This window comes from Brevibacillus daliensis, from assembly GCF_021245735.1.
Lineage (GTDB): Bacteria > Bacillota > Bacilli > Brevibacillales > Brevibacillaceae > Brevibacillus_B > Brevibacillus_B daliensis.
The window spans coordinates 36541-58386 of sequence record NZ_JAJISB010000012.1 but is presented as its reverse complement, the minus strand read 5'-3'; the positions used below and the strand labels follow the sequence as shown (position 1 = coordinate 58386).

Here is a 21846-nt window from a genome sequence, read left to right as displayed (position 1 = left end):
TATCGTATCCGATTCAAAACTTTCCTCGTATATTCCCATAATTCTTCCGCATTCAGATATCCGATTTTGTTTCCACTACGGCTTAGTTATGACCTTGCCTTGATACCATTCATTAAGATATCGACTGTCATCCGTATATGCTCTTCATCACTGTACTGACTGTATTCCTCAGGGTCCACCACATGCTTAAACAGCAAAATTCCCATCACGCTAGATACAGCCACCCGAATAATGATTTCAGGAGGCAGGTTACGCAACTCACCGCTATCAATTCGTTGCTTCACAAACTGCTGCCCTAATTTCTTCGCTTCAAGACTAATGGATGTAAGAACGGCTTCCCTCAACTCTTCATGAAAAAATGCTTCTTGTAGCAAAACTCGAAAATGTTTCATGTTCATCGCTAGTAGCTCAAATCGGTTGTTTATCAATTTGATTAAAACTTCTTCAAATGGCTTGTTATCCTTGTTTGCTTCTTCCAAGATTTTAAAGATATCCCGAAAGATAAAGGGCTTGGCAAACTTGATCAATACAGGTGCCACAGCAGCGATCAGGATATCCTTTTTTGATTTGTAATAACGAAAAATCGTCCCTTCTGCTACGCCCGCTTCCTTTGCTATCTCTGACGTTGAACTGGCATGAAATCCTTTTGAAGCAAATAGCTTAACAGAAGCCTGCATGATCCTGCGCTGCTTTTCTGTCATGTCCTCTACATCTTTATATTCATTAAAGAATGCTTGCAGAGCATGATCGATCTGCATTTCTTCCTGTTCCTTCTCCTGCATGATTGTTATCACCTCAGCACTCTTTTACTCAACTTTTTTACGGAAACGCAAGACGGCTATGGACAGCAGTAACACGAAGAAAATCATCAAGTTGATTATATCTTGCCACAGTGCTTCCACGCCGACACCCTTCAGGAAAATACCACGCAAAATCTCCAAATAATAGGTGAGTGGCACAATAGCCCCAATCCATTGTATCACCATTGGCATCGTATCGCGCGGAAATAGAAAACCTGAGAGCAGTACGCTAGGCAAAATAAAGGCAAATGCCAACTGCATCGCTTGCAACTGCGTTTTAGAAATAATGGAGACAAACATTCCAAGAGCTAACGTCGTAATTAAAAACATCCCGGATAGCGTAACGAGAAGTGACATGCTTCCCTTAACTGGTACATGAAACCAGTAAATGCCAAGGATCAAGACAACCAAAAAGGAAAACATCCCAATAAAAAAGTAAGGAGTAATCTTACCTAGAAACAGTTCCACTGGTTTAATGGGAGTTACATTCAGCTGTTCCATCGTTCCTTTTTCCTTTTCACGAACCAGCGAAAAAGCTGTCAAAATCATTGTTACGTTCTGCATAATAAGACCAATTAATCCAGGTATATTAAACACATTGCTATCCATATCCGGGTTAAACAGGACTCGTGTTTCCAGACTCATAGGTTGTTCTAGTTCACCCATCCCTTTTGACGCCAATATCTTCTCTTGAACAGCTAGAGCTTTATGTTGAATAATTAATTGTGCATTAGCCGTTGCTGTTCTTGCAATATTTGGATCAGAGCCATTTATCAGCATTTGTAGGGCAACTGGTTCATCGTTATCTCTTTTATGAGCAAAATCAGGCGGAATAATGAGCGCCACATCAGCCTTGCCCTGATCAATTTGATCTTCTACCTCCTGTTCGCTTAACGAATAGGATACCACCTCGAACAATTGTGTGTGCTCCAGACTGGCGATGACATCCCTACTGTCAGCAGATCTGCTTTGATCCCAGACAGTGGTTTTAATGTTCTCCACATCTGTGCTTATGGCATAACCAAATAACATCAACATCATGATCGGCATAGCTAAGGCAATTGCCAAGCTTGGTTTGTCTCGTTTAAATTGAATAATTTCTTTTTTTACAATAGATAAAAAGCGCCCCATTGAGAATAGATCCAAGCGATTTCGCTTCATCGGTTGCCACCTACTTCACCCGAAACTGATGTTTTCTGATCAGCACCGCTTACTCTACGTTCTTCTTGTTCTACTAACATGATAAACACATCTTCCAAATTTTCACCGCCATATTCTTGGATCAGTGATTCTGGAGTCCCTTGAGCCAGCATATTACCGAAAAAGATAAAGCCAATCCAGTCACAGGTCTGTGCCTCATCCATGTAGTGAGTGGTGACAAGAACGGTGATCCCCTGCTTCGCAAGCTGGTGAATCGTATCCCAGAAAATCCTTCTGGATACCGGGTCTACGCCTGCCGTGGGTTCATCAAGAATGAGTACTTCCGGTTCATGCAACAAAGCGCAGGATAAGGCCAGGCGCTGTTTCCAGCCACCAGATAAGGAACCTGCCAGTTGATCTTCTCTCCCGATTAATCCTGCCATCTCAAGTAATTCCTTTTTTCTCTTCTCCTTCTGCTGTCCACGAATTCCATAGATACCTGCGTAAAAGTTAAGATTCTCATTTACTGTTAAATCTTCATATAGACTAAACTTTTGTGACATGTAACCAATTCTTTTTTTAATCTCCTCACTCTGGGTCATTACATCAAAACCCAAAACTGTTCCATTACCTGAAGTAGCTGCCAATAGACCGCACAGAATACGGATCGTCGTTGTTTTTCCCGATCCATTTGGACCTAGAAAGCCATAGATGGAGCCCTTCCGAATAGAAAGAGACAACTGATTAACCGCCACTCTATCGCCAAATTTTTTCGTCAAATTTTCACTGGTAATGGCAAACACTTCACTGCTCATGGTGTCTGCACCCCATCCTCAAGCAATATATCTGCTGGCATGCCCGGTTTGAGTCGATCCAATCCTTCCTCTACCTGGATCGTAACAGCAAAAACCATCTTGGTTCGTTCATCTTTGGTTTGGACATTTTTCGGGGTGAATTCAGCCTTATCTGAGACATGTTGAATCGTCCCTGAAAAAACTTCATCTGGATATGCATCTACCTTAATGCTTGTTTTTTGTCCCACTTTCACTTTTCCCAATTCTGCCTCTGGCACATATACTTTTACCTCTAGCTTATCCTGCTTCATTAATGTAAAGACGGTAGCGCCTGGCTTTACTACTTCCCCTGCTGTGACGTTTTTACGTAACACAATCGTGTTTTCTGGTGCAACCAGCTTCGTTTTTTCTAGCTGGAGCTTTGCGTTATCCAATTTAACTGACGCTTGTTTTTGTGCAGCCAAGAGACTTTTCAATTGATAATCGGTACTTCCTTCTTGTAATAAATCCAGGTCAGCGTAGGCAACATCTCGCTGTGCCTTTGTTGTTGCGACCTGCACGTTGGCCGCTTCCACATCCTGTGTAGCAACTATTAACTGGGTCTTCGTCATTTCTAATTGAGTAGTTAACTGGGCAACCTGTGTTTCTGCTTTGTTAACTAGCTCTGCTTGTACGTCCACTTCTCTTTTCGTCATGGCTCCTGACTGAAACAGTTTTTCTGCATCTTGGAGACGTTTTTGTTCATATTGCAGCGTTTTTTTGGCACCTGCTAAAAGCTGCTCACCTTGAGCGACTTGCTTATTTGCACGTTCCAAACTGGTTTCAGCCTGTTTTCCCCTCGTCTCAGCCATTTTTACACCTGCTTCTGCTGATGCGGTTCCTGCTACTCCTTTTTGAACCAACTGACTTCTGTTACCTGCTTGTGCTTCCTCCAGCTTGGCTGTTGCCTGTACCAGAGCCGCTTCTGCCTCCATAACACTAAGCTCATAGCTTCGTGAATCTAGTTGAATAAGTTCCTGATTCGTTGATAACTTAGTTCCTTCATCAACAGAAATGCTCTCTACTTTTCCACCTACCTCTGCAATAATCGGTAACTCATCTGCTTCTAACGTACCAGAATATACATACATATCATCCTGCAGAGAACAAGCAGAAAGAGCAAAGGTAAGGCAAAGAATGGAGAACTGAAATAACATTTGATTTGCCTTCATGGTAGGTACCTCCGATAAATGATATAAAATTGATGTGAGTACTCACTCATTATTGTATTCCAAAGCAGTATTAATTGATAGGATGATTATTTCTTTTCCATGTATTTTTTTCGACAGCGATGTAAAAGCACACAGCATGAAAGATAAATCCTTCTCATTCCAAACTCACAATATTCACATGAAATGCTTATTTTACCGATACTTTCACTGAGGAGAGGAGGAGGGCACGTGGGAAAAGTACTCTTTTTTCAGGAAAAAAGTTTATTCCACATGAAATATCCAGAGCAAGGCGATCTCACTTTTTACCGCTGGTTTACTGAGCATCATCCCGACATGTCAATTGGCTGGTATCATCTCGGTCGTGAGTATGAACAACAAGGGAATAATGAAAAAGCTTTGGAAGCCTACAGAGAGTCCGTGCATGCCGAATCTGATTCATTCCAGGTAGATGCGCTAGAAGCCTATCATAATCTGCTTCGGAAGCGAAAACATCAACGGCTTATGCAAAAATTGCGCTCCTTGTTTACAGCTCTCTTTTTTCTCTATTCTTTGCTATGGATGGTACCAAGCCCATTAACAGATCCAGATACAAAGAGTGCTCTTCAGCAAAATCTATCTGCACTACCCAACTTTCCTGGCGATCCATCACATGTAGAAGTAATCGCTGTACCGAACGGACTGAGTCCAGAACAGCTTAGTGCCCAGGTACTACGTTATATAGATCCACATCGTCCCTTACTTAATAGGCCCTATTCCATTATTGTTGTTCCAGAAAAGGCAGGTGTACCACTATTTACACCGTTACCTTTTTTTCATCCAAAAGAGATATATGGGGTACTACGATATGATCCAGTAAAACGGAAAGTTCTTGAGCAAAAATGGTTTAATAAGGCATGTATTTGTGAACAAGATCAACTGGTACACAAGGCAAAGATTGATCTGGCACATGAACAGCGCATACTGGAGCACATAATAACACTCCGTAATTCGCTGTATCGCCATTATCAGAAAACGGGTCAATTACCTAAGCGTTTATCCGATCTCGCTGGTCCATTTCCGACAAATGCGCTACCCGAGATTCCGTTGCTTCAGTCTTTATCTGTAGTTAAAAAGGAGTCTTCTTCCATTTCGTATTTATATCGCCCTTCCTATTTCCGTTCTAATGATGCCTGGAACAGCATGAAAGAGGTGCTTCCTTTACCAGGATATCCTGAACCGACTACACCTCTTGAGCCTTTACAGATTCATTTACATCAAGCAACCCATACCATGTCATTAATGAGTGGCTCTCATCTGGTACGTAGATATCCAGTTGCACTTGGAAAAAATAATGCAACTCCGAAGGGACATTTTACAATTTTGCAAAAAATTAATCGTCCAAAAGGACATGACAATATTTACGGTACCCGAGGTTTAACCTTTTTAAATAGTGGTTATGCCATCCACGGAACGAATCATCCTGAAAGTATTGGGCACTCTGTCTCGCTAGGCTGTGTACGTTTGCATAATAAAAATGTGGAAGAACTGTATAGCTTCGTCTCACCAGGTACCGAACTCATCATTTCAAGTCAATCGCCATCTATACGCCAATGGAATAATTCAGTACCATTCCTGCTACCAGCAGGAGCAGATGAGGAGACACCGGAGGTGGTATATTCGTGGCTTCATTAGGGGATTGACACTTTATAAAAAATTTAATCCTACTTTCGTGGAGAAAACCAGCTTCTCTTTTCACCCCTCGCTAAGAGTCTTCGCCCCGCAAGGGGTTAGACTGTCCGCTCCGTACTATTCATCGGGAAAGCTCAAAACGATGTATTCACTGTAAGACTTGCTGGGTTTCGCTTTTTAATCCCGATGAATAGTGCTCCGCTGAGTCGGGCTTCGCCAAGACGCTCTGTGTGAAAAGAGAAGCTGGTTTTTCATATTTTTGGTGTTGTTTGTTTTTTTTCACTGCAACCCACTACAGTAACGAATATCAAAAAACGGTAAACCCCCTTATTGATGACAACAAGGAGTTTACCGCTTTTATCTAAAACTATTTATCTATCGATTATCCACTTTCTCCGGATACATGTCATGATTCATCAATCTAAAGGAAGCCATCTCTTCATACTTGGTATCTGGCTTTCCATAGTTGCAATATGGATCAATAGAGATACCTCCACGCGGAGTGAATTTACCCCACACCTCGATGTATTGCGGGTCCATCAGCTTGATCAGATCATTCATGATAATATTCATGCAATCCTCATGGAAATCACCCTGATTGCGGAAGCTGAACAGATATAGCTTCAAAGATTTGCTCTCTACCATTTTTTCTCCAGGAATATAGCTAATATAAATCGTCGCAAAATCAGGCTGACCTGTAATTGGGCAAAGGCTTGTAAACTCGGGACAGTTAAATTTTACCCAGTAATCACGGTATGGGTGTTTATTCATAAATGTCTCAAGTACCTCTGGATTATATCGATCATGATACTTGGTATTCTGATTGCCCAATAGGGTTAAATTCGCTAGTTGCTTGTCCTTCTCATTGGACTCATGATTCATGTTGCTTCACTCCTTTTAGTTGTAGGTAGATCCGTCCCATTGGTTAGTCACATCGTTATTCGTTATACGCCACGCTTATTCCCCCAGAGAAGGGTGTGTAGCTGAGGCAATACTCTTACATCATTTAACTCAGGAGAGAGAGCAACCTTATCTATCAACCACTCAAGCGATGTAAGCAGTCGATCACACAAGGCAGTTCGATCTGTCTCTATATCCGCCAACTCAGCATTACCTACCTGCAAGAAAAAAGGGACTTTCGGATAACGTTGATGCAGCGATTTGGCATATTCGAAATCCTGCTCGTCAAAAATAACCACTTTCATACTTACGTTCCCTTGCATAGAAGGCTGACTTAGCTTCTCTACCATGTCATCCAGAATCTCGTACACGGTTACCATTCCTGAACTGGGTGGTTTAGGGGATATCGTAATATCATCCACTTTTATTAGCCAATCCTGCCATTTACTCCCCTGTGTCTCTATGCCAATGCGAATGTTTTCTTTATGGAGTAGGTCAACCAATCCATCCAAGGCGGACAGTAACAGTGGATTTCCTCCAGAGATCGTAACGTGCGAAAAACAGTTACTTCCAAGTGTTTTCAGCTCCTGCCAAATCTCTTCTGCTGACATCATTTTGATCTGATCCTTGGCCGATCCATCCCAGGTAAAGGCGGAGTCACACCAGCTACAGCGATAATCACAGCCTGCGGTGCGGACAAACATTGTTTTTTGTCCGATGACCATTCCCTCTCCTTGAATGGTAGGTCCAAAAATCTCCAACACTGGAATGTTACTCATCATACATCCACTCCCGTCTTATCTCGGCATAACTGGTGGGAGTCTCAAATAAACGAATAAATTCAACACGAACACCTTGCTCCTGGTAAGCAGGTATCTCATGCAAAGCAGCTTCCATTCTCTCAAAGATCCACGCTACCATATTTTCCGCAGTTGTGTTCATCGGTGGTAGGGTCTCATTAATATAGCGATGATCGAGATAAATCTCGATCTGTTCTTTCCAAATTGTCTTTATATCGCCAAAATCGACGGTAATCCCAATTTCATTCGGCTTGCCGCTTATCCCAAAGATAACTTTGTAGGTATGTCCATGCAGGTTCTTACATTTCCCTTCGTAATTATGCAGATGATGAGCTGCATCAAAGGTAAACTCCTTACTGACAAGTACCCGTTTACGATGATAACGAAGCTGATTGGATTGGATATCTTCCCCATAGGTCTGCAAACGGTCAACAATGCGAAAATCATAGAACTGTCCCATGATTATGCTCGCTCCTTCAGATAGGTGGTTAATCCTGCTGAACGTAATTGACAAGCTGGGCACTCGCCACAACCATCGCCAATCACTCCGTTGTAGCATGTCAGGGTTTTTTCACGTACATAGTCAAATGCTCCTAGTTCGTCAGCTAACTTCCAGGTCTCTGCCTTGTTTAACCACATAAGCGGTGTGTGGATAACAAAGGGATAATCCATCGCTAGTTGTAACGTGACGTTCAGCGACTTAATAAAAGAATCCCGGCAATCTGGATATCCGCTAAAATCGGTTTCACAAACGCCTGTAATGATATGTCTTGCGCCTATTTGCTTGGCATAAACCGCAGCGAACGACAAAAAGAGCAGGTTTCTACCATCCACAAACGTGGTGGGGACCTCCCCATCTTCCTGTTCAATCGCAATGTCATCCCGAGTTAATGCATTCGGCGCAAGCTGGTTCAACAAACTCATGTCCATGATGGTTTGCTTGACACCCTGCTCTTTTGCAATCTGACTGGCACACTCAATCTCCAGCTTATGGCGTTGTCCGTAATCAAAAGTGACTACTTCTACCTCACCATACTGTTTCAACGCCCAGAACAGACACGTCGTACTGTCCTGTCCTCCGCTAAATACAACAACCGCTTTTTCCTTTTTCATCTGATCCATCCCTTTCTTGTTCTTGAAGAAAAATCTTCAATGATGTACGAAGAAAGAGAGTTCTTGAACTGTTCTAATTAACTTTATCCAGGTAGTTTTTTATAGAGGGAGTTCGCGAACCTCTCCCATGCAGGTTGCATGGATTTCTTCTGGTGATACTTCTGCGATAAGAAGTAACTTCTCTATTATACGATTTTTTCGGATTAGAAACGAAGGATAATTTTTCTGCTTTCCTATCAATAATAAAAAGGTATAAATTTTGCATTTATGTGAAATTTTTGACTATAGATGGATTGTTGTTTATACTTAAAATTAATTTCCACATCCTGTAAAAAAGATAGATATTATCTCATGTTTTATCTTATTGGCGATCTGTTCTCTCATGACGTTGGTGAACCAACGTTTGGTGTAATCCAAACCAAACGGATAACAATAAATGGTTCTACTCTGAAAATGAAGGGAGATGCAATATGCTACAAGACATGGAAACAGAAGTTGCCATTATTGGCGGTGGTACAGGTGGAGTTGCTGCTGCTCTCGGTGCTGCCAGGCTAGGTAAAAAGGTAATTATGACGGAAGAAACAGACTGGATTGGCGGTCAGTTTACCAGTCAAGCTGTTCCACCAGATGAGCATCGCTGGATTGAGCAATTCGGATGCACCCAAACCTATCGCCAATTCCGTGAAGGTGTTCGAAATTATTATCGTCAGCACTTCCCTCTGACAGCAGATGCTAGACAAATCGTCCATTTTGACCCAGGAAACGGTAGCGTGAGTCGCCTGTGTGCTGACCCTCGCGTTTACCTCTCCGTAATGGAGCAGATGCTTGCCCCTTATGTACACAGTGGTCTAATTATAATCCTACTGCGTACCAAACTGGTAAAAGCTGAGACTGACCTTGATTCCGTCTATACCGTAACGCTTTGCTCACTGGAAGATGGTAACCACTTTACTATTCGTGCTCCTTACTTTCTAGATGCTACTGAGTGCGGTGATCTGTTACCGTTAGCTGGTATTGAATATGTAACAGGAGCTGAGTCACAGCAAGAGACAGGTGAACCTCATGCAGTGGTCGGTGAATCAAGGCCTCTTAATATCCAAGCTTCCACCTTTGTTTTTGCCATGGATTATATGGAAGGTGAATCCCATATAATTGATAAACCAACTGATTACGATTTTTGGCGTTCCTATAAGCCAGATTTTTGGCCAGATAAACAACTTAGTTTTACAGCTGCTGACCCTCGAACACTTGAGCCTATCCAATATGAACTTTTTGAAGGAACAAGCAAATTCTCACTCTTTACCTACCGTCGAACCGTTGACAAACGCTACTTTAAAGAAGGTACTTTTCCAAGTGATATCACATTGGTTAACTGGCCACAAAATGACTACTGGTTAGCTCCACTCTACGAAGTAAGCAATGAAGAAATTGAGAAGAACCTGTATGAGGCCAAGCAATTGAGCTTATCCTTGTTGTATTGGATGCAGATGGAGCTTCCACGTCCCGATGGTGGAGTGGGATATCCCGGGCTTCGACTTCGAAAAGATGTAGTAGGTACTACCGACGGTTTAGCTAAATACCCATATATCAGGGAATCTCGACGTATAAAAGCAGAGTTTACCGTATTAGAGCAGCATGTGAGTGTGGATATTCGTGATAATCAGGGAGCCATTCCGTTTGTAGATACGGTCGGACTTGGAAGTTATCGCATCGACCTGCATCCTACCACAGAAGGGGTGAATTACATCGATGTTTCCACCTATCCCTTCCAGATTCCTCTTGGCAGTTTGATTCCAATTCGAGTAGAAAACGTGCTACCTGCTTGCAAAAACATCGGAACAACACATATTACCAACGGTTGCTATCGTCTACATCCTGTAGAATGGAATATCGGCGAGGCAGTAGGAATATTGGCTGCTTTTTGCTTAGAAAAAGGCTACAAACCTCGTGAAGTCCTTACAGATGAAGCGAAGCGAAAAGCTTATCAATTGTTGTTAACTCAGCAAGGAATTGAACTGTATTGGGCAAAAATAGGAGCCGTGTAAACTTAAAATAAATAAGTGTCCTCTCCAACACAAGCTACATATAGCTTGCCAAATTAGAGAGGACAGTTTTTCAAATAATGTGTTTTTTACTATTTGCTTGCAAGCTCTTACGCAGTGTTACATCTAGATTTCCACGTAACAACGGAATTTAATTTACTATCCCTGTTTATTTCCCGGAAAATTTTGACGATGATACAGTGGTTGGCTATACTAAAATAAGCAAATTACCACATACTGTAAAAGGAGATTACCATGACTTATCTTATTACGCCTCTGTTGATTCGACTGTTTTTCGTTATGGGTCTAGCTTCGCTTGGTGGTGCGATTCTTTGGGGTTTTCGCTTTCTTACAACGGGTTATTTTACTTTTGGTTGGTTGCTTTATCTCAATCTCGTATTAGCCTGGATTCCATTTTTGCTATCTATGCTACTTATATATTGGTGGAGTAAAAAAGAACGAATCACGCTCTCCATGATGTCTGTTGGGCTTATTTGGCTACTATTCTTACCTAACGCAACATATATTGTGACCGATATCGTTCATCTCACATATATGGATACACGTTTTTTTATCTACTATGATGTCATTCTTAATTTTACCTTTGCTTTTACAGGAGTTGCACTCGGCTTCTTATCACTAGCCATGATCCAAACCATCGTGAAAGAAAACTGGAACGAGATGACAGGCTGGATTTTTGCCTTCATCATTCAATTGTTGACTGCACTTGGGGTTTATTTGGGACGGTTTGAGCGATTTAACAGTTGGGATATTCTACACCAACCTGGGCAAATCATCGCAGATTCTATCATTGGTCTAATCAGCAATGAAGGTATGCTGTTTATGGGGAGTTTTTCCGTTTTTCTCATGCTGACGTATCCGCTGTTTTATCTCATTTTTTGCTCGCTTTTTAAAAAACGATGGTAACTTTAGCTTCAACTGACAAACCATAATGGAACAAAAAACTGCCCTCTCTCAAAAGCAAAGGAGCTTCTGACGGAAGAGGACAGTTATGTGTTAGTATGCTAGTATGTCTTGGTATCAGGATCTGGTCCAAAACGTTTATTACTGTTTAACCCATCTATCTTTTGCATATCTTCATGGCTTAATTCAAAATCAAATAACTGCGAGTTTTCCTCAATTCGTTCTCGATTAACCGATTTCGGAAGAACAAGTACGCCATTTTGAATATCCCACCGCAGGACGATCTGAGCAGGCGTTTTTTCATACTTGGCGGCAAGCTCTTTAATCAGAGGTACATCTAGATTCCCACGCATAAGGGGGCGCCACGCTTCTACTGCTATTTGTTGCTCATTACAGTAGGCAAGCAACTCTTTTTGCGTCAGGAACGGCTGTAGCTCTACCTGATTCAGCATCGGTTTAACCTCGCAATCCTGTAATAAATCTTCTAGATGATGAATATGAAAGTTACTCACACCAATGGCGCGTACATATCCGTCTTTACATAGTTTCTCCAACGCTTTCCATGTCTCTTTGTACATGCCTGGAACTGCCCAGTGAATCAAATACAGATCGATATATTCCAGTCCAAGCTTTGTACGACTTGTTTCAAAAGCACTCATCGTTGCGTCGTAACCTTGATCTGTATTCCATACCTTTGTTGTTACAAAAATGTCCTTCCTGAGAACATCGCTTTGCTCAATTGCTTTGCCTACTCCTGCTTCATTTTCATAGACAGAAGCAGTGTCGATGCTACGATAGCCCAATTCCAATGCTGTTTTTACAGCAAACTCAACTTCGGCACCTTCTTCGGCTTTGTAAACACCAAGACCAATCCAGGGTTTAATAATACCATTATGAAGTTTTACTCCATCGGTTAATGCTCGCTTCATCTGATGCCCTCCGTTTCGTTTATGGGTGTACTTATTTATTTATCTATATTAACCAATATCGGATAATAAACCAGTTTGATGATAGCTATCTTGTATTTCGGTTATTTCTTTTTGCTTAAGAAATATGGCGGCTCATCGTCGTCACCAGATTCCTTCTGCTCCTCTTTCAGCTCTTTTTCTTCATAGAAGGCCCTTGCTGTGTTCCCCGTTATTTCATCGAAAGGAGTATAGCGTGGAGAAACATCCTGTTTTCTTACAAACATTTTGAAGGCTACGATTCCCAAAAGTATAATCAAGCCTAATCCGAAGGCTATGGGAAGGATATTAAGTCCAAGGTCACTCATTGTATCTACCCCTAGATTTCTAATAATTCAATCTTGTAATTCTTCTAATGATAGACTGTCCGTAACTAAAAAGCAAAAAAGCCAATCGTGTTGGATGCCCTCTACTGGGAAAGTCCTTTCACGTTGGCTTTTATTGTTTTAGTTTTAGTTTTAGTTGTCGCCCTATTTGCCGGGAATTATTTACTCACGACCTAATTAATCGTCTGAACAAGCGAATGGTTTTCAAAAGGAATTTGCCTTCGCAGCCATTCCATCTCTTCCTCTAATACACGCGCTGGACTTTGCCCAAACCATTCGATGGAGGCAAAGTACTTTGTATCTGAAATCGTCTCTAAGATAGAGCCGTAATCTACGACACCTGTACCTAGAGATACCATCCCTTCACGAATGCCGCTTGGTGCATACACATTGTGTGGCTCGAACACTGAGAAATGATCCTTGGAAGTTATATTTTTCAAATGATAATGAGCAACCCACGGCTTCAATTGATGAAAGCTCTCGATCGGATCGGCACCTGATTCATAAATATGCAGGAAGTCTAAATTAATTTTAAGGGTAGGATGGTTAACTTCTTTTACTAAGGCGAGCGTCGACGACAAATTATCTGTAAGCGTATTTGGATGCGTTTCGAGCAAGAGTTCGATTCCGTTTTCATAGCATAGCTCACATAAGATGCGCAGATGATGAACATATTGATTGCGTTCATTTGGAGATATCGCTTCACTCGGTTTTTGTCCTGCAAAAGTTCTCAGATGCTTTGTATCTAGCCAATGAGCCAGTGCAATCAATCGTTTCCCTTTCTCTAACGAGCGCAAAAAATTGTCTGGGGCTGAAATGTCTAAATAATCACTGAGCATGGAAATTTTCATGCCCTCATTTTTTAGAACTTGTAGTTGTTCAAAGGCCCCAGCCTGATCCCAATCATACAAATGTTGCGCATGAACTCCCCACAATTCAATACCGTCAAACTGATGATGCCTAGCAAACTTCACGATCTCTGCAAAAGAGATGAGCTGATGACGAAATGATATCGTGCACAATGATAATTTCATTCCCTACCTCCACCCTTTTTCATCAACTTGAACCAGATTTTTATCCATTTGCGTCCATCGAACAAACTGACGCTCTAACTCTGCTTTTACTTCAAGCTCAATCACATCAATCTCATCGAGTGCGTCGATGATCGGAGGTAGCAACGCCATATTTTTCGTCATCGACATTTTGACCGCCAGATACTGGGCAGTCATATAGCCTTGATAAATATCTTCCACCTTATAAGCCCAACGCAAAAACTCATCTTGATGGTATTGTAAGTAATCTTTCAAATATTGAAACGCATACTCGTAACTGTATTTACGAATCGCGATCACTTTTACTTGTTTCACAGCAGGTAATAACATGTCCAAATTATATCCGTTACGCTCTTCCGCCATATCTATAATCAATTCTTTCAACTGATGTGTAAACGGATTATGGTCGCTTCTTAGCATCTCATAGAAATAGTCATGGATCATTTCATGGGTCGGTTCCTTAATCTCACTTGCATCCAGCAAGAAACCACCACCAAACGGATTTTCCAAAATCGCTTGAATCACTGACTCCTTCTTCACATTCCCCTCCCAGCGAAAGTCAGGGTCAAACATGAAGTATTCGTCTTCCCGATCTGTCTTTGTGATCATGAGAAAATGAGGAAATGGTTTAAGTGAAAATTTATTGTCCCGCTCTGGAATCAGCGACATATCGATCTGTACAAGCACAAATTGATCCTCGGTCCGCTGATCAATCAGTTGTAAAAATGTGTGTAGATTCGACTCTTTGTCTTTTGAATGGTCATACCATTCCGTTACTTTCGCTTGGAATAAACTCTCAAAACCACCGATGATAGAACTATGGTCGTCGATGTAATATGTAACAGCACCTTGCTCTGTAATGGAATACTCAGAATCCCAGACACCGAAGTAATAGGGACGGTAATCTATTTTTGTGTAACGCTTAACCACTTCACATAAGCAAGAAATGATGCAATGGACTTTAATCATCTTTATCCTCCGCTCGATGTAAGTATAGGCACTTCCTAGCGGCCGTCGTAACGTTAGCGTGTATTTGCGGTCGTCACAGGCTGTAGCTGTTCAATAAACGTAACAAGTGTTCCGACTGTCTGAAAGATTCGTGAGTCTAGCTCATTCGCTGGCACCACTACCTGCAAATCCTCTTCGATATACACAATCAACTGCAATAGCATGATGGAATCTATATGCAGGTCTTCTTGTAACCGCATAGATTCATCTAACGCCCCAATATGCGACAATTCTAATTTCTTCGTCATAATTTCATAGACTTGCTTCATACGTTCCCTGCGCATCATACAGAAATGTCCCCCATTTCTAACAATCTACGACTAATTTTTCCAGTGGGTGTTTTAGGAATGCTCGTCACGCACTTGATTTCAAATGGAACCTTGTACCCTGGCAACAGGTCTTGGCACCATTCTCTGATCTGCTCAGGCGTAACTCCAATCATCGTAACGACCTGTGCCCGCACGATCTCTCCCATAACCGGATGGCGCCCACGATAAACAACAACCTCTTTAATCCCGACCATTTTTTGTATAACATCCTCTACTTCTAGAGGAAACACCTTTAGCCCCGACACGTTGATGACATCATCCATACGCGCCACAAACTGAATACGTCCCGTTTCTGTCCAAAAACCCAAATCTTGCGTTGCGATCTGTTTATTTTCACTCGTAATGATAATCTCGGCAGGTAGTTCATCGTTCGTGCCCGCCGTCAATGTCACATGAGACAGCGGCTTCCCAAGGTCCGTATGAGACATCATTTGTTGACTCACGCTGACGCAGCCAGCCTCTGAGCACCCATATTGTTGCATCAAAACATCGCTCATGCCTTGTAGCTTAGTAAATAATCCCTCTGGCATTGGAGCACCTGATGTCATAATCCGATGAAAGCGCAGATGTTCACGCGTAAAGCTAGTCAAAATGTGATAAAAGATCGGGAGACCATAAACAATATGTTCTGGTGTGTCTTGAATCACTTGCCAAGCAAACTTCGGATTTTTGTGTGTTACAATCAAAGGCTTACTTCCGCGTGCCAAAGCAGACAAGACGCCGCAAATGAGCCCATAGGAATGTGTCACGGACGCGAGCACAATCGGTGTTAATGCAGCATCTGCATGAAAAAGCTTGTTATACGCATCTATTTCAGCCTGAATCTCTTTCCAGCTTCGCTGCACTAGCTTTGCATCCCCTGTTGTTCCTGAGCTGTATTGATAAATGGATGGCTCTTCTACCCGTCTTCTTGGTTCAATTACTCTAAAAGCTTTAGGGTCCTGATAAACAAGTCCATAGCACTCTGCTTTGACAGCCATTTGATAGGCAGTTTCCATTGGCGTCTCGCCATGAATCAGTAAGACAGAGCCATCATGATCACGTAAGTATAGAACTAAACTAATGACAGTTAGGGGATCAGCTACGCAGATGGCGTATCTCTTTCTCTCAGGTGATAGGAAATGTTCCATATTCATATATTTCTGCGTATGGCATTCAAATTCGTAGGAAGAAATGTCTGTTCGGTTTATCGTAAACATGGTCTTTACCCCCTACAGGCATTTGGTGTAGTCTTTTTCGAGCCTCATATAAAGGATTAGGCACCTCATGCATGTGATATTTCGTGTTATCCGTGTGAAGTTTTCGCAGTGTCAGTTTTTCCGCCTGTAAGCTAGGAACAAACAGATCGAATTCACTGAACCTTGCTGCCAGCTCAGGGAAACGTTGTTGATAATGTTCCAATACTTTTGCGACAAGCGTCCAGAAGCGTTCTTCTTCAAACCCATAACATTCATCCATAAGCCGTGCCAATTGGCCCTAGATTGATGAGGAATAACGTTTCTAGCGTCAAATCTCTGACGGTAGATGTATCATCGTCCATGTGAAACATCGTATTAGCTGGCTTTGTTGCGTAATATTCGTGTACCTCTGCAAAATCCGGACATTTGTCAGGTTCATGCAAGAACGGTTGGCAGAAAATCAAATCCTCATGGAAATCTTTTAGCGCAACTCTAGTAGGGACGCCTTTTCGATGAACGAGAATCATATTTTGTGCATGTGACTCCATTGCAATCCCATGCTTTACCAGTAGGTGAACGACAGGCAACATACTTGTCTCCAAAAGTTTCGTCAGCCAATTTTCTAGGCCTTGCTCCTTCACCCATGGGTCAATAAACGGGACTCCATCTACTTCAATGGCTGCTAATGCGTTATAGGGAACCGCATCTTCCTCTTCTTCTAAGTGAGGAATTAGACTTTCTCTCCACATGCAACCGATGACGCCAAATGTGACCATTTCCACCAGATCCGAGGACGGTGGCGGATCGTACGCTACGCCTGCAAACTCTTGTAACATAATTATTTTTTGCTCATCACATAGATAAGTGTCTTCGTCCGTCATTTCCTTGAGCCAACGTGACACCAATGGCGAACTTGCCAACGAATGTGGTGTGAGGTGTCGAGCCGCAGACGTATTCACCACGTTGATCGAGAGCTTTAGATATGGCTTATCTGGGTTACTTTTATTTGCAAACGTCCGTATTGATTGCTGCGGACGGTGCCTATCTTCTGCTACGCCTAACAAAAGAATCTGTTTTTCATGAATATCATGTAGAAACCCAGACACTATATGGTTGCGCCATTGCCACGGGTGGACAGGCACCATCGCATACTGCTCTGGATCGCATCCTTGATTTACAATAACCTCACGAAATGTTTCTTTTTGTATGGCGCCTAGTTCATCTAAGAGAAGCTGTTCATACTGTCTTCCTTGGTCGATCGACACATGTGAATGTCGTTTGTGTATGGCTAACCAAAAAAAGCGGACTTCCTGCTTAAATTCTGGACCGTACGAAAAATGATCAACGTAATTGAAACCGATTCTGGATTTATAGCTAGGATGGTACGGATGACCGTCCATCAGATCGCCTTCCAGCTCATCATAGGTTTTCCCCTGCATACGAATATCATTTTGTACCCGATAGTATTGAGCCAGTGTATCCTTCAATAAAGTTTGTTCCAGATCATTCGCAAATGATTTGAGTTGGTTTTCATCAACCTTAACGATACGGAATACTTCCATTAAAAAACGTGTGAGGGATTCTGCCTCTGATTCGTGAGCTTGCACATCCTCTTTCTCTCCTACTAAACGCATCACCGGCTCCATTCGCAGATAAATGCGCCCAAAAGTATTACTGCGTCGTCCATGACAGCGATAAGCGACTGGCTGATCAGCTTCATCAAGTCCATGCAGAGTATATATTGTCTCCTCTCCCGATTGCTCAGTCTCAGGCTGTATAATTCCCTCATAGAGTAAGGACTCTATACATTGTCGAAACACTCTTCTCCTCACCTGAACATATTGCAAAGAACGCAATGCCTCTTCAACCGTCCTATCGTGTATGGTTAGGTCTTGTCTTGTTCGCTCCATCCCGTACCCTCCAAGTCAGCTATATCCAAACTATCGAATAGCAAGCAGTCTCGTCGCCTCCGTCTGCTTTACCTTTACCAAGGGGTTTTCTACATGAACGAAAACAGATGCTCTCTCTTCTTTACGCGCCAATTCGTCAAGATCATAAAATCGTGTAAGTAGATTCGCCTTACACAATAGCTCTTCACATGTCAGCAGATTATGTAGGAATCTCGATGGCTCTCTGTTCATAGGCAAGAACTCCATCAAAACCACACGCATTTCATTGAGTAACAGTTGTTCGTCAATCAAACCAGCTGTTCCGAATCCATTAATCAACCCAAACATATGATTGAAGATCATATAATAGCTAAATCTTTCGTCAATGAGATGATCGTCATAGATGTTTCCGCTCTTTTTACCGATACCAGGCAATTCACTCGCCAATACATGTTCCATTGATTTTGAAAAATAGTATCCTTGGTTATCGCGATAATAAAAACGGTCTGGATAACCTGCTTTTAATGTGACAACACTGTTCTGCTGATGGGCTTCCAAACCAATGCCGTATGTCAGGTATAGCCAAACCATCGGCTTCAGCGAGATGTCTAGATAACGTCTAAACCATTCAAGGCTTACCGATTCCAGCGTTCTTCCTTCCTGTTCCGCCAGATGATAGATGATCGTTGCCAGTCTGCTCTTATAGCCAGGTAGTGGATCTTGTACGAGTGCTGCGATCAGCGTAGCATTCTCTGCCTCGCCCCCCATAAACGGATTCTCGCGAAGAATCACTTCAAAACCTGTTTCAGCCGGCTGACCGAATGTGACCGTGATATAAGCAGGATCAGCCATAAAGTCAAAACCAGGATAGATACGGCTTACCTCGCCAATACTTGTGTCAATCAACTGTTTTGCTTCGATACCAATTTCCATCTCGCTTAGCTTATTAATCCGCATGGAGTTGGTCACCTTGACTGGAACGGAGAGTTTCAGCATGTATTTCTTTTCAGGATGATAAACCGTACGTAGCGAAGAAGTCGCCATATACTCCTCACCCATAGCCCCAAGGTACCGTAGCAATCCTTTCTCGAGTAAGGACTGCACAGTCGCATTCCCAAGTAACCAATTGGCTTGTAGCGGGTGAATCGGCACGATCGAAAAAGCCTCATCATCGTCAGCTAAATAAGGAAACTCCCCTTTTAGTAATGCAGTCGTGGATACATTCAATCCAGAACTTTCCTGCAAAATCGAATGATGGGCAGCAAAAAAGTGGAGTTGGAACTTACCACAACACTCTGGCGAATACACATCTTGCTTGAAGTCAGGTATCCCTTGCTGACTTTTCGGTGTTGGATGAAACAAATGTCCGAACAAAAGTGCCTGCTCTGCCTCAATGAACTTTTGCTCGAATCCGTAAAGGGTTTTGGCATCGTTTCTCCGCGTGCTAATAAATTTCTCCATGCTTTGGCAACTTTGGATAATACGTAGCACTAATTCATCTGGGACAGCGTTACCGCCATATTGAAGGGTAAGTTCTTTAATGAGCAATACGGACATTGTGACATAATCAGCCTCAATCAAGGAGTTTTGCTCACCACTTCGATAACAAGCCGGGTACTGGAACAAATGTCTCCCTGTTCGTGACCAATAATTGACCCCAGCATAGATGGATATTCCCTGATTGGGAAGATTGCAATGAAGATACATACCAGCCGGACTTGGTCGTATTACTTTCAATAGATCCTGAATCATTGCATCCTCGCCTTTAATCCACTCGCCACTCCCAGTTCCTCGGAGATAACAATTTAGAAAGCTCTGCATCGTTGCATGTTCTGCAGTCTGCTTGACATCGTACATGCTACATCTCCCTTTGCTAGATCCATTTTTTTATTCATCCAAGCTCGAGGGTACTCTTAGCATTTATGAGAAATTATGGAAAATAATCCCGTAACTAAATGTAAACGATTATCATTATCATTTCAAGTTAAAAATTTCTAGAATTGCACATTTTCAGCACATCGACTTTCATATTTACAAAAAAATAGTCATGCGACAGCAAATTTAGCTGCTACAAGACTATTTTTAAACAGGTATTTCATATGGAAATCACCCTGAATGTCTAATCATTCAATCTTAAAATTCTTCTAATGATAGACTGCCCGTCACTAAAAAGTAAAAAAGCCAACTGTGTTTGGATGCCCTCTACACTGACAAATCCTTTCACGTTGGCTTATATTTTTTTAGTTTTAGTTGTTACCCTATGCCGCGAATTATTTACACACTCAATACCTGTTTAATTCGCTCAATCGCCCAATCCAAATCCTCACGAGAAATAACCAGAGGTGGAGCAAAACGAATAGTAGTCTCATGCGTTTCCTTACAGAGTAGACCCAGATCTTTCAATTGTTCGCAGTATGGGCGGGCTAGCGTATCCAGCTCTACTCCAATAAATAGACCACGTCCACGAATATCAACGATAAGCGGATTTTCAATTTGTCTTAATTGATCAATAAAGTACTGACCTAACTCCTGTGAACGTTCTACTAGCTTCTCTTCCTCTAACACTTCAATGGAAGCAATCGCTACCGCACATGCAAGAGGATTACCGCCAAAAGTAGAGCCATGTGAACCTGGTTCAAAAACACCTAGCACTTCCCGATCAGCCGCAACCGCAGAGATTGGCATTACGCCTCCTCCAAGTGCTTTACCCATAATATACATGTCGGCAGATACTTCTTCCCAATCCGTAGCAAACATCTTACCTGTCCGCCCAAATCCTGTCTGAATTTCGTCAGCCACTAACAAGACTTGATGCTCGTCACAAATAGCACGTGCTTCCCCTAAGAAGCCCTCTTGCGGGATGATAATTCCAGCTTCACCTTGAATCGGTTCAACGAGGAAAGCTGCCGTATTAGGTGTAATAGCTTCACGCAATGCTTCTATATCTCCGTATGGTATAATCTTGAATCCTGGTGTAAACGGACCGAATCCTCGCTTATATTCATCTGCGGATGAGAATGACGTAATCGTTACTGTGCGCCCGTGAAAATTCCCCTCACAAACAATAATTTCTGCTTGATTTTCTGGTACCTTCTTAACATCGTAAGCCCAGCGACGAACAGCTTTGATAGCTGTCTCAACTGCTTCTGCACCCGTATTCATCGGAAGAACCATTTCTTTCTTGGTCAATTCTGCTACTTTTTCATAAAAGAATCCAAGTTGTTCGTTATAAAATGCGCGGGATGTAAGCGTAACCTTGTCAGCTTGATCCTTCAGCGCCTGAATGATTTTAGGATGACGATGTCCTTGATTAAGTGCAGAATAAGAACTTAACATGTCCAGATAACGGTTGCCCTCCGGATCTTCTACCCAGCTACCTTCGGCTTTCGAGATAACGATTGGCAATGGATGATAATTGTGAGCACCAAATTTTTCTGTTTGCGAAATGATCTTATTGGAAATAGCCATGAGTAATCCCTCCCCCTTCAACTACCTATAATCTTCATGCAACTATCATGCCAATTGCATCAACAAGTTGAAGTAACAAGATTTTCTGTATAATCTACGTTTTTAAGGCGTTCGTATCCATATCAAGTGACAATAAATTTTGCACTTCAGCCCATAATAAATTTGCATGCAAAAATATTTTGCACATAGTTACGTAAACATCTACAATAAAACTAACGCATAGGAACGAAAGAAAGGTG

21 protein-coding genes and 1 riboswitch are annotated in these 21846 nt (G+C 42.1%); of the genes, 3 read left to right on the top strand and 18 right to left on the bottom strand.

Annotated elements, in window-relative coordinates; all coding sequences use genetic code 11:
• Positions 1–86: 86 nt before the first annotated feature.
• From LM917_RS11635 to LM917_RS11620, 4 genes are read right to left on the bottom strand one after another with little or no spacing between them, the layout of a single operon-like run.
• Entirely contained in the window at positions 87–782 is a 696-nt protein-coding gene (locus tag LM917_RS11635) for a TetR/AcrR family transcriptional regulator (protein WP_232697681.1), read from the bottom strand.
• A gap of 24 nt (positions 783–806) precedes the next feature.
• On the bottom strand, positions 807–1946 hold the full coding sequence (locus LM917_RS11630) for an ABC transporter permease (protein WP_373688786.1): 1140 nt from the start codon (positions 1944–1946) through the stop codon (positions 807–809).
• Between the two features lie 11 nt (positions 1947–1957).
• The gene (locus LM917_RS11625; protein WP_232697679.1) at positions 1958–2755 is read right to left on the bottom strand and encodes an ABC transporter ATP-binding protein; all 798 of its coding nucleotides are present in this window, start codon (positions 2753–2755) and stop codon (positions 1958–1960) included.
• The gene (locus LM917_RS11620) at positions 2752–3945 is read right to left on the bottom strand and encodes an HlyD family secretion protein (RefSeq protein ID WP_232697678.1); all 1194 of its coding nucleotides are present in this window, start codon (positions 3943–3945) and stop codon (positions 2752–2754) included. Before LM917_RS11620 ends, LM917_RS11625 begins: the two co-directional genes overlap by 4 nt.
• 228 nt (positions 3946–4173) lie before the next feature.
• Between LM917_RS11620 and LM917_RS11615 the strand changes: the two genes are divergently transcribed.
• On the top strand, positions 4174–5616 hold the full coding sequence (locus tag LM917_RS11615) for a L,D-transpeptidase family protein (protein WP_232697677.1): 1443 nt from the start codon (positions 4174–4176) through the stop codon (positions 5614–5616).
• Between the two features lie 372 nt (positions 5617–5988).
• Here the strand turns inward: LM917_RS11615 and queF are convergent, their stop codons facing one another.
• The 4 genes from queF to queC all read right to left on the bottom strand — a co-directional run bounded on the left by queF (position 5989) and on the right by queC (position 8426).
• The gene (gene queF / locus LM917_RS11610; protein ID WP_232697676.1) at positions 5989–6495 is read right to left on the bottom strand and encodes a preQ(1) synthase; all 507 of its coding nucleotides are present in this window, start codon (positions 6493–6495) and stop codon (positions 5989–5991) included.
• A gap of 62 nt (positions 6496–6557) precedes the next feature.
• Positions 6558–7295, bottom strand: a complete 738-nt coding sequence (gene queE / locus LM917_RS11605) for a 7-carboxy-7-deazaguanine synthase QueE (protein WP_232697675.1) — start codon at positions 7293–7295, stop codon at positions 6558–6560.
• Complete coding sequence (gene queD / locus LM917_RS11600) at positions 7285–7773, bottom strand: 6-carboxytetrahydropterin synthase QueD (RefSeq protein ID WP_232697674.1); 489 nt, start codon at positions 7771–7773, stop codon at positions 7285–7287. Before queD ends, queE begins: the two co-directional genes overlap by 11 nt.
• Before the next feature lie 2 nt (positions 7774–7775).
• Positions 7776–8426, bottom strand: a complete 651-nt coding sequence (gene queC / locus LM917_RS11595) for a 7-cyano-7-deazaguanine synthase QueC (RefSeq protein WP_232697822.1) — start codon at positions 8424–8426, stop codon at positions 7776–7778.
• An 85-nt stretch (positions 8427–8511) separates the two neighbouring features.
• A riboswitch (PreQ1 riboswitch) is annotated at positions 8512–8555 on the bottom strand.
• Between the two features lie 341 nt (positions 8556–8896).
• Between queC and LM917_RS11590 the strand changes: the two genes are divergently transcribed.
• Together LM917_RS11590 and LM917_RS11585 are read left to right on the top strand one after the other, a co-directional pair.
• Positions 8897–10471: an FAD-dependent oxidoreductase gene (locus LM917_RS11590; RefSeq protein WP_232697673.1), complete on the top strand. Its 1575-nt coding sequence runs from the start codon at positions 8897–8899 to the stop codon at positions 10469–10471.
• Positions 10472–10723: 252 nt separating this feature from the next.
• The gene (locus LM917_RS11585) at positions 10724–11395 is read left to right on the top strand and encodes a DUF1361 domain-containing protein (protein WP_232697672.1); all 672 of its coding nucleotides are present in this window, start codon (positions 10724–10726) and stop codon (positions 11393–11395) included.
• A gap of 98 nt (positions 11396–11493) precedes the next feature.
• Here the strand turns inward: LM917_RS11585 and LM917_RS11580 are convergent, their stop codons facing one another.
• The 10 genes from LM917_RS11580 to LM917_RS11540 all read right to left on the bottom strand — a co-directional run bounded on the left by LM917_RS11580 (position 11494) and on the right by LM917_RS11540 (position 21607).
• Positions 11494–12321 carry an aldo/keto reductase gene (locus tag LM917_RS11580; protein WP_232697671.1) on the bottom strand — a complete coding sequence of 276 codons (828 nt, stop codon included), beginning with the start codon at positions 12319–12321 and terminating at the stop codon, positions 11494–11496.
• A gap of 101 nt (positions 12322–12422) precedes the next feature.
• Positions 12423–12665 carry a DUF3951 domain-containing protein gene (locus LM917_RS11575; RefSeq protein ID WP_232697670.1) on the bottom strand — a complete coding sequence of 81 codons (243 nt, stop codon included), beginning with the start codon at positions 12663–12665 and terminating at the stop codon, positions 12423–12425.
• Between the two features lie 191 nt (positions 12666–12856).
• Complete coding sequence (locus LM917_RS11570) at positions 12857–13717, bottom strand: sugar phosphate isomerase/epimerase family protein (RefSeq protein ID WP_232697669.1); 861 nt, start codon at positions 13715–13717, stop codon at positions 12857–12859.
• Between the two features lie 3 nt (positions 13718–13720).
• The gene (locus LM917_RS11565; protein WP_255668240.1) at positions 13721–14704 is read right to left on the bottom strand and encodes a DUF6005 family protein; all 984 of its coding nucleotides are present in this window, start codon (positions 14702–14704) and stop codon (positions 13721–13723) included.
• A gap of 53 nt (positions 14705–14757) precedes the next feature.
• Positions 14758–15027, bottom strand: a complete 270-nt coding sequence (gene asbD / locus LM917_RS11560; RefSeq protein WP_232697820.1) for a petrobactin biosynthesis protein AsbD — start codon at positions 15025–15027, stop codon at positions 14758–14760.
• Complete coding sequence (locus LM917_RS11555) at positions 15027–16271, bottom strand: AMP-binding protein (protein WP_232697668.1); 1245 nt, start codon at positions 16269–16271, stop codon at positions 15027–15029. The genes asbD and LM917_RS11555 overlap by 1 nt, the downstream gene beginning before the upstream one ends.
• The gene (locus LM917_RS24430; RefSeq protein WP_255668239.1) at positions 16228–16530 is read right to left on the bottom strand and encodes an IucA/IucC family C-terminal-domain containing protein; all 303 of its coding nucleotides are present in this window, start codon (positions 16528–16530) and stop codon (positions 16228–16230) included. The genes LM917_RS11555 and LM917_RS24430 overlap by 44 nt, the downstream gene beginning before the upstream one ends.
• Complete coding sequence (locus LM917_RS24425) at positions 16523–18160, bottom strand: IucA/IucC family protein (protein WP_255668238.1); 1638 nt, start codon at positions 18158–18160, stop codon at positions 16523–16525. Before LM917_RS24425 ends, LM917_RS24430 begins: the two co-directional genes overlap by 8 nt.
• Positions 18161–18190: 30 nt before the next feature.
• Positions 18191–19996, bottom strand: a complete 1806-nt coding sequence (locus LM917_RS11545) for an IucA/IucC family protein (RefSeq protein ID WP_232697667.1) — start codon at positions 19994–19996, stop codon at positions 18191–18193.
• Positions 19997–20413: 417 nt separating this feature from the next.
• Positions 20414–21607: an ornithine--oxo-acid transaminase gene (locus tag LM917_RS11540; protein WP_232697666.1), complete on the bottom strand. Its 1194-nt coding sequence runs from the start codon at positions 21605–21607 to the stop codon at positions 20414–20416.
• Positions 21608–21846: the final 239 nt, after the last annotated feature.

Coding starts and splice junctions, on each gene's coding strand:
- LM917_RS11635 (WP_232697681.1), bottom strand. CDS start 782: ATGCAGGAGAAGGAACAGGAAGAAATGCAGATCGATCATGCTCTGCAA.
- LM917_RS11625 (WP_232697679.1), bottom strand. CDS start 2,755: ATGAGCAGTGAAGTGTTTGCCATTACCAGTGAAAATTTGACGAAAAAA.
- LM917_RS11620 (WP_232697678.1), bottom strand. CDS start 3,945: ATGAAGGCAAATCAAATGTTATTTCAGTTCTCCATTCTTTGCCTTACC.
- queF (WP_232697676.1), bottom strand. CDS start 6,495: ATGAATCATGAGTCCAATGAGAAGGACAAGCAACTAGCGAATTTAACC.
- queE (WP_232697675.1), bottom strand. CDS start 7,295: ATGATGAGTAACATTCCAGTGTTGGAGATTTTTGGACCTACCATTCAA.
- queD (WP_232697674.1), bottom strand. CDS start 7,773: ATGGGACAGTTCTATGATTTTCGCATTGTTGACCGTTTGCAGACCTAT.
- queC (WP_232697822.1), bottom strand. CDS start 8,426: ATGAAAAAGGAAAAAGCGGTTGTTGTATTTAGCGGAGGACAGGACAGT.
- LM917_RS11590 (WP_232697673.1), top strand. CDS start 8,897: ATGCTACAAGACATGGAAACAGAAGTTGCCATTATTGGCGGTGGTACA.
- LM917_RS11585 (WP_232697672.1), top strand. CDS start 10,724: ATGACTTATCTTATTACGCCTCTGTTGATTCGACTGTTTTTCGTTATG.
- LM917_RS11580 (WP_232697671.1), bottom strand. CDS start 12,321: ATGAAGCGAGCATTAACCGATGGAGTAAAACTTCATAATGGTATTATT.
- LM917_RS11575 (WP_232697670.1), bottom strand. CDS start 12,665: ATGAGTGACCTTGGACTTAATATCCTTCCCATAGCCTTCGGATTAGGC.
- LM917_RS11570 (WP_232697669.1), bottom strand. CDS start 13,717: ATGAAATTATCATTGTGCACGATATCATTTCGTCATCAGCTCATCTCT.
- LM917_RS11565 (WP_255668240.1), bottom strand. CDS start 14,704: ATGATTAAAGTCCATTGCATCATTTCTTGCTTATGTGAAGTGGTTAAG.
- asbD (WP_232697820.1), bottom strand. CDS start 15,027: ATGCGCAGGGAACGTATGAAGCAAGTCTATGAAATTATGACGAAGAAA.
- LM917_RS11555 (WP_232697668.1), bottom strand. CDS start 16,271: ATGTTTACGATAAACCGAACAGACATTTCTTCCTACGAATTTGAATGC.
- LM917_RS24430 (WP_255668239.1), bottom strand. CDS start 16,530: ATGGATGAATGTTATGGGTTTGAAGAAGAACGCTTCTGGACGCTTGTC.
- LM917_RS24425 (WP_255668238.1), bottom strand. CDS start 18,160: ATGGAGCGAACAAGACAAGACCTAACCATACACGATAGGACGGTTGAA.
- LM917_RS11545 (WP_232697667.1), bottom strand. CDS start 19,996: ATGTACGATGTCAAGCAGACTGCAGAACATGCAACGATGCAGAGCTTT.
- LM917_RS11540 (WP_232697666.1), bottom strand. CDS start 21,607: ATGGCTATTTCCAATAAGATCATTTCGCAAACAGAAAAATTTGGTGCT.